We start from the raw sequence: 15,573 nt of genomic DNA, 5'->3' as shown, positions 1-15,573 counted from the left end.
TCGGCGGGGTAATGCTTCATCCCCACAGGGACTCCGTTCTCCTGGACCATCAAGATCCAAGTCTCTCCGGTGTCCAAACTCCAGGGTCAGGGCCCAGCCGCTCGCCCAGGGTGGTGGCCTGCTCCGGCCGCCCCGGTTCACACCTCGTCCGGTGGCCCGTCGGGGTCGGACGGGGCCAGTGCCGTTTGGACGAGCACGCTCTTGCGGCGTGCGACGTACTGGGCACGTCCGGGGATCAGGATGCGTGGCTTCTGGCCGAACATGTGTCCCTCTGTGGGCGGGCAGGAGAGCAGCAGCCCAGGTGTGTTGGCCTCGTCCAGTCGCCGGAGCAACTGGTCGTTGAATCCGCGTCCCGCACCGGTCGCGGAGCGGGCCACGATCACGTGCAGACCCACCTCGTGGCCCATGGACAGATGGTCCAGGATCGGACCGAAGGGATGTGCGGTGATCCCGCCGCCCACCATGTCGTAGTCGTCGACGAGGATGAACAGACGAGGGCCCTGCCACCAGTCCGCACGTCGCATCCGCGCAGGGGTGATGTCCGGCCCGGGCAGCCGGGTTGCCGTGGCCCGCGCAGATCCGACGACCAACTCGCGAAGCACGTCCGCGTTGACTGCGTGCCCCAGGCGGTATTCCTTGGGCACCGTCTCCGCCAGCTCGCGCCGGTAGTCCACCACGAGGATCCGCGCCTGTGACGGAGCGTAGCGGGCGATGATCGCCGCCGCTACAAGCCGCAGTAGGTTCGTCTTGCCGCTTTCGCTGTCGCCGACGCATACCAGGTGCGGGGTGCGGCTGAAGTCGTGCCAGAGGGGCGCGAGGGTCTCCTCGTCCAAGCCCAGTGCGATCCTCAGGCCGTCCGAAGTCTCCGGCTCTGGCAGGTCGCTTGCCGGCAGCTGGTGCGGCAGTGTGCGCACCGGCGGAGCGGACGGCCCGGACCACGCGGCAGTCACCTGCTCCACCAGGTCGGCAACACCGTCCGCAAGGTTTTCCGTACGCTGCTCACCGTCGATCCGGGGCAGGGCAGTCAGCATGTGCAGCTTGCCCTCCTTCACGAGCCCCCGCCCAGGAAGGCGGGGAACCGTGGCCGCCTTGCGGATATCCACGACCGAGTCCATGTGGTCGCCCATTCGCAGCTCCAGCCGTGTCCCCATCTGGTCTCGGACCTGCACGGACAGCTCCACCCAGCGAGAGGTGGAGACGAACAGGTGGACACCGAAGTTGAGGCCTCGGGCCGCGATCCGGTTGAAGGCGGGGATGAGCGCGTCGAAGTCCTGACGCACTGTGCTCCAGCCGTCCACCACGAGGAAGACGTCACCGTATGGCTCCTCGGTGAACTCACCGCCCGCGCGCCGGCGCCGGTAGGTCGCCATCGAGTCGACCCCGTGGTTGAGGAAGAATTGTTCCCGGTGGTCGAGGAGTGCTGTCACTTCTGACAGGGTGCGGGTGATGCGTTCGGAGTCCAGCCGGCTGGCAACCCCGCCCACGTGCGGCAGCCCTGTCAGCCCGCTCAGGGTTCCGCCGCCCAGGTCCAGGCAGTAGAACTGCACTTCGCGGGGGGTGTGGGTGAGTGCGAGTGCGGCGATCACTGTGCGGAGCACGGTGGATTTGCCGCTTTGCGAGCCGCCGGCCACCGCAAGGTGTCCGCCGCTCCCTGAGAGGTCCACCACCAGTGGGTCACGCCGCTGCTGGAATGGTTTGTCGACCAGGCCCACCGGGACCCGCAGCTGCCCTGTGCCTGGCCAGCCCGAGGCGGTCAGGCCTCGTTCCGGGCTGATGGTCAGGCCGGGCAGGAGGGCGTCCAGGGTTGCCGGGGTGTCCAGGGGCGGCAGCCATACCTGCAGTGCGGCCGGTCCTGCCCCGCGCAGCCGGTCCACCGCAACGGACAGCAGGCTCACGTCATCGTCGGACTCTTCGGTTTGCGGCTCGGGCTCCGGTGCCGCGGCCGGGGTGCGGGGCACCACGTAGCCGGTCGTCCACGGCACGACCTGGTTGGCGACCCGGGCCTGTGTGACCGCGCTGCGCCGCTCCTGGTAGCTGCCCGAGACATAGGCGGCCCGGAAGCGGGTCAGCTCGTCCACCCCGCTTCTGAGGTAGCCTGCGCCGGGCTGCGAGGGCAGCTCATAGGCGTCCGTGACACCCAGTACGCCCCGGCTCTCCATCGCGGAGAAGGTGCGCAGTCCGACCCGGTAGGAGAGGTGCCCCTCCAGTTGGTGCATGCGGCCCTCGTCGAGTCGCTGCGAGGCGAGCAGCAGGTGCACGCCCAGGGACCGGCCCAGTCGGCCGATCATCACGAAAAGCTCCATGAAGTCGCGGTGTGCGGCGAGGAGTTCGCTGAACTCGTCGACGATGACGAAAAGGCTGGGAAGCGGGTCCAGAGGGGTACCGGAGGCGCGCGCCTTCTCGTAGTCGAGTGCCGAGGTGTAGTTGCCGGCTGCGCGCAGTAGTTCCTGGCGGCGGACCAGTTCCCCGTGCAGTGCGTCCTGCATCCTTTCCACCAGTGCTGTTTCGTCAGCGAGGTTGGTGATCACTGCTGAGGTGTGCGGCAGTTCGTCCAGGCCGAGGAAGGTCGCTCCGCCCTTGAAGTCGACGAGGACGAAGTTCAGTGTTTCCGAGGAGTTGGTCAGCGCCAGCGCGAGCACCAGGGTCCGCAGCAGCTCGCTCTTTCCGGAGCCTGTGGCGCCGATCAGCATTCCGTGCGGTCCCATGCCGCCCTGGGCCGACTCCTTGATGTCGATCTCCACTGGCAGCCCGTCCGAGCCGACCGCGACGGGCACTCGCAGACGGGTCGATCCGGTGTTGCGTTCCCACAGGTCGGCGGGGTGGTGGCGTCGTAGGTCGCGGATGCCCAGCAGGCTCGTGAGCTCCACGTCGGTGGCCAGCGGTTCCGCCGTGTCCGCGGACAGGCCCATCCTGTAGGGGGAAAGCAGCCGGGCCAGCGCCTCGGCGCCGTGGGGCCCCACCGCGTCGGGCCGCCCCAGGTGGGTGGTCTGCTCTTTGCGGCTGCGGTCGGTGCGCACCAGGCTCACCGAGTCCCGGGCCACGTTCAGTCGGAGGGTGGTGCGCCCTGGCCGCCAGCGCAGTTCTCCCGACAGGTCGACCACGAGGGCGTTGCGGTACCCCTGGGTGTCCAGCCGGTGTCCGCTGGGGATCGGTACTCCGTCCACCACCAGTACGGTGAACGGCTCCTCACGACCGGGCGCGGTTTCCGTGTCGAACCCGGGGCGCTCGGCGAACTCTGCGCCCAGCAGGTCTTCCACGCCTGTGAACGCGGAGGAGACCATCCGGGCGGGGCCTGCCCCGTCCTGCTCGTGCGGGTGCAGGCCGTGCGGCAGCCACTTCACCCATTCCCAGTCGGCTTTGCGCTCTTCGCTCACACAGAGCGCGATGCACAGTTCCTCCGGTGCGTGGAACAGTGCCAGTTGGCACAGCGCGGCCCGCACCATGTCCCGGGCCGCCTCCTGGTCACCACGGAGCAGGACCCGGCTCCAGGAGCGCAGATACAGTGCGATCGGCTGCTCCGGGACCGTGCTGTAGGCCCGCACGAACCGGCGGAGTGCGTGTGCGGCGATCGGGTCGAGGTCTTCCACAGGTTTCGTGGCCAGCGGCGTGAGACGGGTCGCCAGCTGCTGGTCCCCGACGGCGATCCGCACCTCCGCGAAGTCTTCGTCGCGAGGCCGGCGTTCCCACAGCCTGGCGGAATCCACCATCGAGCGCAGCGCCGAAGGCGCCGGATGACGCCACGCGAGAGCCGAGTGCTGCTCCGCGATCGTGCGGTGCACCTTGCGCCGGGTCTGTGCCAGGTAACGCAGGTAGTCCCGGCGCTCCCCGCCCAGGCGCTGTTTGCGTTCGTTGCCCTTCTTCATCACCTGGCCCAGGATCATGGCCGCCGTGGCCAGCACCATCATGCCCAGGGCCACGTAGGTGAGCGCACCGCTGGTGCCCGGACGGAGGAACATCAGCATCATGGAGAGCGACATCATCGCCATGGGCAGATAGGTCCACACGGCCGAGTTGTCCGGCACTACTTCCGGGAGTACCGGCGGCTCCTGGAGGCTCAGTTCGCCCTCCGGCATGTCCGGGCCGCGTCTGCGTGCGGGACGACGGTAAAGGACAACACTCACGTGGGGGCTCCTTCACGAGGGCGCCGGGCCGCCGGGCCGGGGCACAGCGAGCCGGGGCCGGGGCCGGGAAGCGAGACCCGATCATCGACGGCGTTGCGGGTCGTCAGTAGTCTGCACGCGATCAACACACTGTGCAAAGCGCGTAGTTGACTCTTCTTGGAAGCGTGGTCCCCCCCAATGACCGAAACATCGGTGGCCGCTCTGTGCCATCTGACCGTCCGTGCCCCGGCTCGCACCGTCGACTTGGCGGTGCCGTCCGACGTACCGGTTGCCGACCTCCTGCCTGCCGTTCTGCGGTACGCGGGCGAGGCACTGGGCGACAGCGGACTGGACCATGGCGGCTGGGCTCTCCAGCGGCTCGGTGAGAAGCCCCTCAATGACGAGAGCACGCTCGCGGGGCTCGGCCTCAGGGACGGTGAGGTTCTCTACCTGCGCCCTCACACGGACGCTCTGCCGGAGGTACGGCTGGACGACCTTGTCGACGGAATAGCCGAGGCCACCCGGGAGCGGCTGCACACCTGGACACCGCAGGTGAGCCGTCGGCTGCTGCGAGGGTTTGTAGTGGCGGGAGTCCTGACCGCCCTGACTGTCCTGGCCTGGCCCGGCGGCCCGGCCGCGGTACGCGCGGCCATGGCCGGCCTCACCGGTGTGCTGCTGCTCGCCGGCGCCGCCTCTGCCAGCCGGGCCGTCGGCGACGCGGCGGCCAGCGCCACCCTCGGTGTCATGGCCGCCCCCAGCCTGGCGCTCGCGGGCTGGCTGGTGCCCGGCGGTGATCTCTTCGGTCCTCAGGGTCATCATGTGTTCGGCGCCCGGCTCCTGGCTGCCGGCGCGGCCGGCGCGGGTGCGGCCGTCCTCGGCCTCGCTGCGGCCGCCGTCTACAGCACCCTCTTCGCCGCCACCGCGGTGCTCGCCGCTGCCGCAGTGGCGGCCGGAGCGCTGATGAGTCTCCTCGACGTACCGGCGGCCAGCGCCGCTGCAGCGGTGGCCGCCCTGGCCGTCGCCCTGGGCGCCTTTGTTCCGGTCCTGGCTTTCCGTCTTGCCGGGATGCGCATGCCCGCGCTGCCCACCACACCGCATCAGCTCCAGGAGGGCATCGATCCCTACCAGGGCCGGGACGTCACCACCCGCACCGAAGCGGCCAGCGACTGGATGACCGCCCTCTACGGTGCGACCGGACTGGTCTGTGCCGCCTGCCTGTTCGCCCTCCTGCGTCGGCCTGGCCTGCCCGAGCTGCTCACCTCGGCAACCCTGGTCCTGCTCCTGCTTCTGCACGGCCGCAGTATGGTCAACGTCTGGCAGCGGCTTGCTCTGGTGGTGCCGGGAGCCTGCGGCGCGGTGCTGCTGACGGCTGCTGCGTCCGCTTCGCTGCCGCCCGGGGACCGCCCTGCTCTGGCTGCGGGAGTCCTCGCCGCGGCCGCGGCCCTGGCCATCGCTTCCTGGACGGTGCCGGGCCGTCGTCTGCTGCCCTATTGGGGCCGGGCCGCCGAACTGCTCCACTCCCTGCTCGCTGTTGCTCTGCTGCCCCTGACGGCCTGGGTGTTCGGGGCTTTCACCGCGCTGCGTGCCCTCAACGGCTGACCGCAGCCGTCAAGGCGGCAAGAACGGAAAGGTACCCATTCCATGCAGTCCAAGCGTGACCAGGTCCAGGCCCATTCCTTTGTCATGGGCCGGCTCGTCTCTGGCATGGTGCTCGCCGACCCGGATATCCCTGAGAGCCCGCTGTCCCGTACGACCCGCGGCGTCGTGCTCGGCTGTCTCGTTACGGTCCTCGTGGGCGCCGGAGCCTTCGTCTACGGACTTGTCTCCCCGGGCGGCGCCACCTCCTGGAAGTCGCCAGGCACCCTCGTCGTGAACCGGGAGACCGGCGCCCGCTATCTCTATATCGACGGGCGGCTGCGGCCCGTCCGCAACTACGCCTCGGCGCTGCTCGTCGGCGGCGGACAGCTCACCGTCACGGACGTGCGTACCGCCTCGCTGCGCGGCACTCCGCTGGGCGCACCGGTAGGCATCACCGGAGCCCCGGACTCCGTACCTGCCGCCTCCGGCCTGAGCCGGGGCGCCTGGCAGGTCTGCTCCACCCTTACAGCCACCGGGGAGTCCTCCTCGGCTGCCGCTTCCGTGCCCGCCACCACCGTGGTGGCCGGGGCGGCCGCCGCCGGGCATCCGGTCGCCGCAGGCCTGGCGCTGCTGGTGGAAGGGCCGGACAAGGCGCGGTATCTCGTCTGGCAGGGCTCGCGCCTGCGCCTGGGAGAGGGCTCCGGGGCCGCCGCCTCTCTCGGCTACGGCTCCGCGACCGCGCGCCCGGTCTCCGCGGCCTTCCTCGACGCCCTGGTGCCGGGCCCCGACCTTGCTGCGCCCGACGTCCCCGGCCGGGGCGGTACGGGACCTTCCCTGTCCGCAGGTGCGGCCCGGGTCGGCCAGGTGTTCAAAGTGCGGGTGCCGGGCTCGGCCCCGCAGTACTACCTGCTTCGCAGGAAGGGGCTCGTCGAGCTCACCGAGACCGGCGCTGCCCTCGTCCTCGGCGACCCCGACACCCGGGCCAAGGCCTACGGCGGGGCCGCTCCCACCGCACTGCCGCTCGGCGCGGACCTGCTCGCCGGGCATCTGGCTCCCGCGGGGGAGGATTCCGGCTTTGCCGCCGGACTGCCCACGCGTCCTCCTCGTCTCACCGCACCCGACTCGGCAACGGCCGCTTGTGCCAAGGTGGAACCCGGCACCAACGGCGTGCAGATCACCTCCGTACTCGTGCCCGGGGAGTCTTTGGCCCCTGCCGCGGAGGCGGTGACCGAATCGTCGGCTGCGGCCTGTCTGACAGTGGACACCGTGGTGGTCAGCCCCGGAGAAGGTGTTCTCGTCCGCGCGCTGGGCGCCGCCGGCACCCCAGTGGGCGACACTACCTATCTCGTTTCCGACGACGGGGTGAAGTACCGCGTGCCGGACGCTGAGGCACTCACCGCCCTCGGCTACACCAGCGACGACGCGGTCGCCCTGCCCTCAACGCTCCTGGCCATGCTGGCCACCGGTCCCGACCTGCTCGCCGCGGCCGCCACGGGGGAGCAGCCCGTGGAGACGACTGGGCCGGTCTGCGGCCCGGAGGGTGCGGACGCGAAGACCGGCAAGGCGAGGGAGACCGCTGCCGCAGGCGATGCGGGACCTGCGGCCAAAGTCCCGGGCGAGGGTGCCCCGGAGGTTTCCGACGGGGCCTCTCCAGCCGGTACGTAGAGCCCTGAGCGCGTGGGCATCTCCGAGAAACCGGCGTTACTCAATAGTAGAACTGATGTTTAGTCAATTTAGCTGTCACAAAAGCAATGTGACGATCCATCAGTGATTTCGCGAATGCCGAAGGTGTTCACCCGTCCATTACCGGACATAGCAAGGCGCCCACTTGACCAGCCTGTTCGGCCCGTGCAAACTCACTTGCGGATCAAGGACCCAGGCGGTCCCGGTACCCATTCTGTTTCCGTGAGAGGCGGGCCCATGGCGGGTGGCTGTCGACGCTCCGGCGCGGGTTCTGCCTGTCTGTTGCGGAGGTATTTCCCCGGGAGTAAACGGCACACCCGCCGGCGCGCAGGGATGCGTGTGCCGACCGGCTTCTCCTGGTGCAGCCCCGGGACGGACGCCTAGTACCTCCGTGGGCTGAACGTGGGGACCCGCAACCTCAAGTTCTGCTCAGAGGCGTGTAGTTGGCGTGTGGTGTGGTCCTAGGCTGCACACCGGCCGCCACGAAAAGCCTGCGGGACCCGGTCTCCGCACTTCTTCCTCTCGCGTTCTTGACGTCCCCTCGACAGCGCTCAACCCCACCCAAGGATGGCAGGCTCATGGCAGAAGGCGTACAGCAGTCAAATGCACAGGCGACAGTCAAGGGCCTCCTGGCCCTGGAGATGGCACGCGACGGCGTCAGCCGGTCCCGCCAGGACGTGCAGGACACCCGGTCCAACCTCTCCAAGTCCTACCAGGGCTCCGACGGAAACCAGTTCGGGCTGCTGCTCGACAAGTGGGACGAGCAGTGCGCGGTCATCCTGAAGAACCTCCAGGAGATGATCGACCGGCTCTACGCGAGCCTCGAGGCGCACGGCGTGACGCAGTCCGAGGCCGCCACGGCCATCGCGCAGGCGAGCGCGACCGCAGAGGCGGCATTCGACCAGCTCATCACCACCTGATCTGCCGCGCTCCTACACGCTGTCCCGACGACGAGACGAGAACCCCGATGTCCGATAACTACAGTGACGGCTATATCCACGTCGACTACGCCCACGTCGACAACGCTGCCGCCGACATGGTTGAGCAGACCAAGGCCATCGCCAACACCCTGGGAGCGCTGGAGGACGAGCTGGCCGAGCTCAAGAAGACCTGGTACGGCGACGACTCGAACGCCTACCAGGAGAAGCAGCGGCAGTGGGACGGCGCCGTGGCCAACATGGAGAAGCTGCTGACCTCGCACGCCACCCTGCTCAACGACATCCACGGCAGTTACAAGTACAGCGAGCAGACCCTGAGCGAGATGTGGTCCGAGATCGCCATCGGCCGCTGAGCAGTCCCCTCCAGGTCCACCCCCCGGTCCGCTACCCGCCCGTTCCCCCGTGGGCGGGCAGCGGACACTCTTCAGGAGACGGCCCCCGATGACCGACCTCACCCACCTGAACGCCGAAGAAATCCAGTCGCTCCTCGACCACGAGATCGCCGAGTTCGTCACGGAACTCAAGGCCATCCGCGAGGACCAGAGCGACGGCCCGCGGGCCCTGCGGACCCTGCTGGAGGGCTACACCACCCCCGACACCCTGGACCAGAACCAGATCCTGGCCATCGGCACCATGGCCGCGGATGACACCACGCACGGCAAGAGCCTGGTCGAGGCCGTGATCGCCTCGGCCCAGGCCATCGACGACATCCTCAAGGCGCAGCAGATCCTCTTCGGGGACATCGAGGGCGACCTGGAGACCACCCTGGACACGCTCCTCGCCAGCCAGGGAGACTCCCTGGCCGCGATCGACGGTGAGAAGCTCTTGGAGATCTTCACCGACGTCGACCAGGAACTCGGTTCCGAGGGCCAGTCCACCTAGTCCAGCCGCAGGACGCTTGACCTTGCGTTCCCCCTGTCCTCTCCTCTCTCCCCGCGGAGCGAACCGCTGTGGCCGACACCCAGGAAGAAGCCCCCGACGACTGGCGCAGGGCCGTACGGCTGCTGACCGGCTACCCCCTGCCCGAGCGGGGCACGGCCCTCGACGCGCTGAAGAGCCCGGAGGGGGTCCCGCTGTACCAGCACCGGCTGGAGAAGCTCTCCATGCGCGCCGTGGACGTGGTGGACGGCGGCGCGGCCCAGGGCTACGGCACGGACGACGGCTCCCACTTCCAGCTCGTTTTCTACACGACGCCCGACGGCAACGGTGCGCACGGGAAGGTCAAGCTGCGGCGGCTCTCCATGACGCTGCTCGGCGCACCCCCCGGCGTCGACGGCCTGTCCGCCCTGTGGGCACCGGGCAACCAACCGCGCGGCGACGGAAGCGGAAACGGAGCCGCCGCGATCCAGTACGTCTTCGGGGCCAAGGCGGGCCTCGATGCCCTCCTCGACAAGTACACCACCCGGGGCCTCTCTTACGCCGGCAAGCACGTCGCCAACGCCGACGCGGTCAGCCTGAACACCTTCACCCGCACCGCGCAGTCGGTCGACCGGACGAAGAAGTTCTTCACCGACCGGGCCGAGAACCTGGCTCAGTGGGAGAAGTCCCTCGGCGAGGAACAGGCGGCCTGGCGCGGCCAGGCCGCCGGAGTCTTCCGACAGCTGATCAAGGTGCTGCACGCCAACTATTCAGACTATGTCGACCAGTTGGGCGGCACGGACTATGCGGGCAAGAACACCACCTTCGACTCCTCCTACACGCCCCGCAGCAACATCGGCGACGCGCTCGCCGGCGCCCAGCTCAGCCTGGTGCGCAACGCCGAGAACCTGCGATACGTGTGGCGGTTCTGGGAGGCCAGCAAACTTCACGACCCCCGCTACGAACTGGTGCGGCTGAAGGCAGAGCTGTGGGACTGGCTGATCGACAACAACATCACCCAGGTCGACAAACATACGAAGCAGGGCAAGGTGGGCATCGTCGACCAGGTGACACCCATCACCGTCGAGTACTCCACCACGTCCGCCTTCATGCAGGTGCACCCCCAGTACGGGGACCTGTCGACGGACGACGCGTGGAAGAAGCTCGGCCAGGCGGCGGTGGACAAGTGGAAGGCCGACGCCGAGATGGTCCTCGGACCGGTGGCGCGTACGACTCTCTCCGCTCTCAACAACAGCTGGGCCGACGCCGTCAAGGGCTTCGAAAGCCCTCTGGCGACCCGGCACGCCACCACGCTCAGCGAGAAGTACCAGATGGAGGAGACCGAACTCGCCGAGGAGGAGGCGGAGCGACAGGAGAAGGAGGCGGAGGACGCCCAGGCGGAGGCCGAGCGGAAGGCCGACGAGGCACAGAAGGCGGCGGAGGAATCGGCGGCCGAGGCCAACGACGGCATCACGGAGGCCCTGAACAACGTCGGCGACAGCATCGACGGCATGAGCGGCGGCCTCAACGACAGCTTCTCGGACCTCAACGACACCATGGGCGACTTCGGTGAGGGTGTGGGGGACGGGCTCAGCAACCTGCTGGGCGAAGGCGGGACCACCACCGACACGACCTCGCTCAACGACCTTCTCGGCGGTGACACGGACACCACCGGGTCGACGACCGACACGACGGGTTCGACCACCGACACGACGTCGCTCAACGACCTTCTCGGTGGTGACACGGATACCAGCGGGTCGACGACCGACACGACGGGTTCGACCACCGATACGACCTCGCTCAACGATCTCCTCGGTGGTGACACGGACACGACCGGGTCGACCACCGACACCACCACGCTGCTTCCCGACGGATCGGTGAGCACCGTCACCCCGGACGGCGGGTTCACCGTCTTCAACCCGACGACCGGCATGCTCACCACGACCACGCCCGACGGGAAGACGACCACCCAGAAGCTCAACACGGGCGAGGCCGTCACCGACGACGACGGCGGCACCACCACCGTCCTCAACCCGGACGGCACCCTCACCACCACGTACCCCGACGGCACCACCACCGTGACCGATCCGGCCACCGGCACCTCCACCACGACCGACGGCGACCCGTCCGGTACGACGCCCTCCTACACCGACGCGGACGGCGGCACCACCACCTTCGACCCCGACGGCTCCCTCACCACGACCTATCCGGACGGAAGCGTGGTGACGTACCAGCCCGACGGCACGGTCACCACCACCCTCCCCGACGGCACCGTCCAGGAGAGCCACCCCGACGGCACGACCACCGTCACCCAGCCCGATGGCACGGTCACCACCACCTCCCTGAACCCGAACCCTCCTGACACCTCCACCGACCCGTCAGGAACGAACGGCACGGCCGGCGGCTCCTCGGGCTCGTCCTCCGGCACCGGTTCCTCCGGTTCCTCCGGTTCGTCCAGCTCCTCGTTGGACGACCTGCTCGACCAGTTGAACGACAGCCAGGGCGGAAGCGGTTCCACGACGGCCGACACCTCGTCGCTCAACGACGCCACGAACCTGTCCACCTCCCAGGGCGGCCTCGCCGACACCTCCTCCGTCGGCTCGCCCGCCGACGCCACGGGTACGGGCACCGGCGGTGAGGACTACGGCACCGACGGCACCTCCTACGAGGACTACGACAGCAGCTCCTACGAGCCGGGCAGCCTGGGCGCTCCCACCGCCGACGCCAGCAGCGAATCCACCGCGACGACCGACGGCACCCCCCTCAACGACGCGTCCGCGCTCAGCTCGGGCTCCTCGTCCCCGATGATGCCGATGGGCGGGATGGGAGGGATGGGAGGCGCCGGCGGTTCGGGGAATTCCAACACCGAACGCGTCCGCACCGTGCTCAGCGAGAGCGACGGGGCGTCCGTGCGCCGCCGGTCCCGGTCCCGGTCCCGTGCGGAGGACCGGGACGACGAGGAGGACGTGATCATCACCCGGGGCGGGGTGTCGACCACCGGCACGTCCCCCTTCGCGCCCGCCACCACCCAGGGCGCGCAGAACGGCGTCGCCACCGAGTCCGGGGACCGGGCCCGTGCCAGCTGGCTCACGGAGGACGAGGACGTGTGGGGCACGGACGAAGGAGGAGCACCGGCGGTGATCGGACGATGAACGCGGACCGGGGAGCCAATCCCGGCGGACGGCCCGGCGACGCGGCGAGGCCGGAGGACGCGACCACCGCACAGGCCTCCGTGGAGCGTCGGCTCGCCGACGCCATGGCGGAACTGGAACAGGTCGAGACGGCGGTGGCCCGGGCGGAGGCGGAACTGCGCCAGGCCTCCGAGACCGTCCGCTCCCGCGACCGGGCCGTGGAGGCCACCGTCGGACACCAGGGAGAACTGACCGCGCTGCGCTTCCTCGACGGCAAGTACCGCACCATGACACCCGGTGACCTCGCCGCCAGTGTGCTGGAGGCGGCCGAACTCGCCCGTGCCCGGATGTCCCGGCACGTGATGGAGACCTTCGAGCCCTTCACCCGGCCCAGCCAGGCCGTACCCGAGATGACCGGCGTCGACGTGGACTGGGCGGACATCTTCGGCCCCTCCGTACTGGAGAAGCCGGCCGCGGCCCCGGCGCGGAGTCCGCGCGGAAAGCTCCACGACGAGATCAACGACGACGACACCGATGAGGAAGACCATGTCTGACAGCGGGAACTCCTACACCGCCGACGCCTATCAGGTGCAGGTCAGCGCCGAGGCCATTCAGCAGATCGGCTTCAAGGCTCTCGGCATCGCCCGCAGGTTCGCCGACTACGACCGGACCACGCATGGCTGGACCGGCACCAGCGACAGCTACTACAGGGCGGTCGACCCCCAGATCAAGAAGGAGTCGGAGCAGACCGTCTCGACCGTGGTGACACTGACGACGGCCGTCGACGAGGTCGGAAACAGCACCAAGGGCAACGGCGACAGCATCCGCGAGACCCAGGAAACCAACACGGAGGCCATCCTGGCGTCCGGCGGAGACAGCTACGGCACGAGCGGCAGGCACTGATCCGACATGGCGAACGAGGATCTGGCGCGCACCGGTCACGACCCCTGCCGTCGGCTGGGGGTCTGTAAAACGAGCGGAGGTGCCGGCCCTGGCGGAGGCCCAACCGCAGCTCTTCCCCCGAGAACTGCGGGACAAGCTCCTCCGCCCGATCCACTACGATCACCAGGCCACGGGCGAACACCCTTAGCAGGTAACCGAGTTGATGCTGCGGCCCGGCAGCATTGTGCACCGGCGGTGCCCCGCCCCGGGCCGTAGCGACCCCCGCCACAGTTCTGCCCGAACCGATGGAGAGCGAGCCATGACCTCCCGACAGCCGACGAGACCCCAGAACGTCCCCGCGCGTACACCCTCCGCGCACGGTTCGGGTACCGGCGACACCGCGACCGGTACGGACACCGGACAGAGCACGGGGATCGCGGCGGCCGGGCCGGCGCCGACCTCGGCTGCCACCGGCCGGACCGGCACTCCGGAGCGGTCCGGCAGCTCCGAGACCTCCGGCGCCACGGAGAGCGCCTCAGGGCCGGAAGGACCCACGGAGGCCCCCTCGTCGTCCTCCTCCCTGGCGCGTTCCACGGTCCGGGAGACCGGCGCTCGGACCGACGAGCACGGGGACCAGGACACCGACGAAGAGCCGGGCGCCGACAACGATGCGAAGACCGGCCGGCATCCGGACGCAGAGCCGGATTCACAGACGCCCGCGATCGCCGGGGTCCGGCCGTCGGGCACGGGAGCACACACCTCGACCGCCGAACTGCCGGACACTGCACCTGACTTGGTGAGCGCACCTTCGGCCGGGAACGCGCTCACCGGTGAGAGCGCCCGGGACACTGCGGGGGAGACAGCCACGAGGCCGACCGCAGAGGGCTCCGCCGACGAGGAGGGGGCCACCTCGGACACCGAGTCCGCCCTGCCCGGCCGACCGCGCAGGACCGTGATGGCCGGCGCGGCCATCGCAGGGGCACTGCTGATAGCCGTCCCGTTCCTGATGAGCGACGGAGACGGGGGCACTTCGCGGGCCTCCGCCGCCGCTCCCCCCGGTTCGGTGCTCGGTGAGGGGGAAGACGGCGGCGGGGTCGGCGCCATCGGCACGGCTTCCCCTTCGGACGGGGCCACACCCAAGAAAACCGGCCGAGCGAAGAGCGCCTCCGGGACAGCACCGGCCGACGCAACGGCTGAGAGCGCCGAAGCCACGGGCAAGAAGGGCGGAAGCGGTGACGTCGACACCGTGAAGGACTCCGGCACGACAGGGAGCGGGTCCGCCTCTGGTACTGGTTCCTCCTCGTCCTCATCCACCGGGAAGAGTTCCTCCGGCAGCAAGTCCACGTCGTCGGACACCACCACCTCCTCGGACAGCGGTTCCTCCAAGACCACGGTCACCGTGCTGCGCACGTCCTCTGTCAAGGGCTTCGCCTCCGGCCGCTGCATCGACGACCCTGCGGGCGGGGGCGCGGGCACACGGCTCCAGATCTGGAACTGCGACGGCTCCCCCCAGCAGCAATGGCGTTTCATGTCGAACGGCACCGTCCGGGTGATGGGCGGCCTCTGCATGACCGCGGCCAACGGCGCGACCACCAACGGCACCGCCGTCCAGGTGGCCGCCTGCAACGGATCGAGCGCCCAGCTCTTCTTGCTCTCGGACGGCCACGACCTGGTCAGTGTCAAGGCCGACAAGTGCGTGGACGTGTACGAGAAGGGCACAGCCAACGGGACGCGACTACAGCTGTGGGACTGCAACGGGCAGGCACAGCAGAAGTGGTCCGTCGACTGACCTCTGAGCGATGGAGCCCTGTGCCGCGTGGGCCGGGGAGTGGTCCGGCTACACGCGGTCGGCCTGCCCTGGACGCTGCTGACGATGCCGGCCAGCAAACTCGCCCGTGGATCAACAGCCCTGTGACATAAGGGCTTTGAGAGAAAGAAGCCTCAAGTTCTGCTCAGAAAAGCTGAGTTGGCATGCCGGGTGATCCTAGGCTCCTGTCCGGACACCTCGGTAACACCGCGATGACGTTCCCCTCGTCCCGTTTCCCGTTCTCCGTGTTCCCGGCATTCCCCCCATGGGCGGGCGGGGCGGGCTGCATGACGAGATCAACGACGACGACCCCGACGGCGACCTTGAGGAGGACCACCGTGGGTGACAGCTGCACGACCGACACCAACCAGGTGAAGACCAGCGCCGAGAACATCCACGAGGTGGGCAAGGTCGCGCACTCGATCCAGGGCGTGTTCGACGACGGCGTCCCGGGGGCGCACGGCTGGTGGGGCACGAGCGACAGCTTCGCGAGATCGCTGGGCCCCCGGACCACGCAGGGGACGGGGACGACGGCGTCGACCGTGCTGACCCTGATGACCGCGGTGGCCGACGGTACGAGCGGCAGGCACTGACCC

11 protein-coding genes are annotated in these 15,573 nt (G+C 69.3%); 10 read left to right on the top strand and 1 reads right to left on the bottom strand.

The genetic code is table 11. The annotated features are described in order from the left end of the window. Window positions 1-137: 137 nt before the first annotated feature. The gene (gene eccCa, locus ACZ619_RS33260; protein ID WP_469606915.1) at window positions 138-4,073 is read right to left on the bottom strand and encodes a type VII secretion protein EccCa; all 3,936 of its coding nucleotides are present in this window, start codon (window positions 4,071-4,073) and stop codon (window positions 138-140) included. Window positions 4,074-4,298: 225 nt separating this feature from the next. On the opposite strand from eccCa, the gene eccD reads away from it, so the two are divergent. The 10 genes from eccD (at window position 4,299) to ACZ619_RS33210 (ending at window position 15,570) form a co-directional block, all read left to right on the top strand. After that, window positions 4,299-5,699 (top strand): type VII secretion integral membrane protein EccD, encoded by a 1,401-nt coding sequence (eccD, locus tag ACZ619_RS33255; RefSeq protein WP_469606891.1) that lies wholly within the window; start codon window positions 4,299-4,301, stop codon window positions 5,697-5,699. A gap of 42 nt (window positions 5,700-5,741) precedes the next feature. Next, entirely contained in the window at window positions 5,742-7,343 is a 1,602-nt protein-coding gene (eccB, locus tag ACZ619_RS33250) for a type VII secretion protein EccB (RefSeq protein WP_469606889.1), read from the top strand. Window positions 7,344-7,939: 596 nt separating this feature from the next. Next, window positions 7,940-8,281, top strand: a complete 342-nt coding sequence (locus tag ACZ619_RS33245; RefSeq protein WP_469606886.1) for a hypothetical protein — start codon at window positions 7,940-7,942, stop codon at window positions 8,279-8,281. Window positions 8,282-8,328: 47 nt separating this feature from the next. Beyond that, window positions 8,329-8,652: a WXG100 family type VII secretion target gene (locus ACZ619_RS33240; protein ID WP_469606883.1), complete on the top strand. Its 324-nt coding sequence runs from the start codon at window positions 8,329-8,331 to the stop codon at window positions 8,650-8,652. Window positions 8,653-8,740: 88 nt separating this feature from the next. Beyond that, a complete protein-coding gene (locus ACZ619_RS33235; RefSeq protein WP_469606880.1) occupies window positions 8,741-9,181 on the top strand; it encodes a type VII secretion system-associated protein in 441 nt (146 codons plus the stop codon). A gap of 68 nt (window positions 9,182-9,249) precedes the next feature. Further along, window positions 9,250-12,309: an AAWKG family protein gene (locus tag ACZ619_RS33230; protein WP_469606878.1), complete on the top strand. Its 3,060-nt coding sequence runs from the start codon at window positions 9,250-9,252 to the stop codon at window positions 12,307-12,309. A gap of 104 nt (window positions 12,310-12,413) precedes the next feature. Beyond that, window positions 12,414-12,842 (top strand): YbaB/EbfC family nucleoid-associated protein, encoded by a 429-nt coding sequence (locus ACZ619_RS33225; RefSeq protein WP_469606913.1) that lies wholly within the window; start codon window positions 12,414-12,416, stop codon window positions 12,840-12,842. Continuing rightward, complete coding sequence (locus ACZ619_RS33220) at window positions 12,835-13,191, top strand: hypothetical protein (protein WP_469606875.1); 357 nt, start codon at window positions 12,835-12,837, stop codon at window positions 13,189-13,191. The genes ACZ619_RS33225 and ACZ619_RS33220 overlap by 8 nt, the downstream gene beginning before the upstream one ends. Before the next feature lie 298 nt (window positions 13,192-13,489). Beyond that, window positions 13,490-14,959 (top strand): ricin-type beta-trefoil lectin domain protein, encoded by a 1,470-nt coding sequence (locus tag ACZ619_RS33215; RefSeq protein ID WP_469606873.1) that lies wholly within the window; start codon window positions 13,490-13,492, stop codon window positions 14,957-14,959. Window positions 14,960-15,315: 356 nt separating this feature from the next. Then, window positions 15,316-15,570 (top strand): hypothetical protein, encoded by a 255-nt coding sequence (locus ACZ619_RS33210; RefSeq protein ID WP_469606870.1) that lies wholly within the window; start codon window positions 15,316-15,318, stop codon window positions 15,568-15,570. Window positions 15,571-15,573 lie beyond the last annotated feature (3 nt).

It is taken from the genome of Streptomyces sp. NPDC104367, assembly GCF_055583825.1.
Note: the sequence above shows the minus strand (reverse complement) of the source record. Positions and strands in the feature narration are given on the sequence as shown.

Coding starts and splice junctions, on each gene's coding strand:
- ACZ619_RS33215 (WP_469606873.1), top strand. CDS start 13,490: ATGACCTCCCGACAGCCGACGAGACCCCAGAACGTCCCCGCGCGTACA.
- ACZ619_RS33245 (WP_469606886.1), top strand. CDS start 7,940: ATGGCAGAAGGCGTACAGCAGTCAAATGCACAGGCGACAGTCAAGGGC.
- ACZ619_RS33225 (WP_469606913.1), top strand. CDS start 12,414: ATGGCGGAACTGGAACAGGTCGAGACGGCGGTGGCCCGGGCGGAGGCG.
- eccD (WP_469606891.1), top strand. CDS start 4,299: ATGACCGAAACATCGGTGGCCGCTCTGTGCCATCTGACCGTCCGTGCC.
- ACZ619_RS33220 (WP_469606875.1), top strand. CDS start 12,835: ATGTCTGACAGCGGGAACTCCTACACCGCCGACGCCTATCAGGTGCAG.
- eccB (WP_469606889.1), top strand. CDS start 5,742: ATGCAGTCCAAGCGTGACCAGGTCCAGGCCCATTCCTTTGTCATGGGC.
- ACZ619_RS33235 (WP_469606880.1), top strand. CDS start 8,741: ATGACCGACCTCACCCACCTGAACGCCGAAGAAATCCAGTCGCTCCTC.
- ACZ619_RS33240 (WP_469606883.1), top strand. CDS start 8,329: ATGTCCGATAACTACAGTGACGGCTATATCCACGTCGACTACGCCCAC.
- eccCa (WP_469606915.1), bottom strand. CDS start 4,073: ATGCCGGAGGGCGAACTGAGCCTCCAGGAGCCGCCGGTACTCCCGGAA.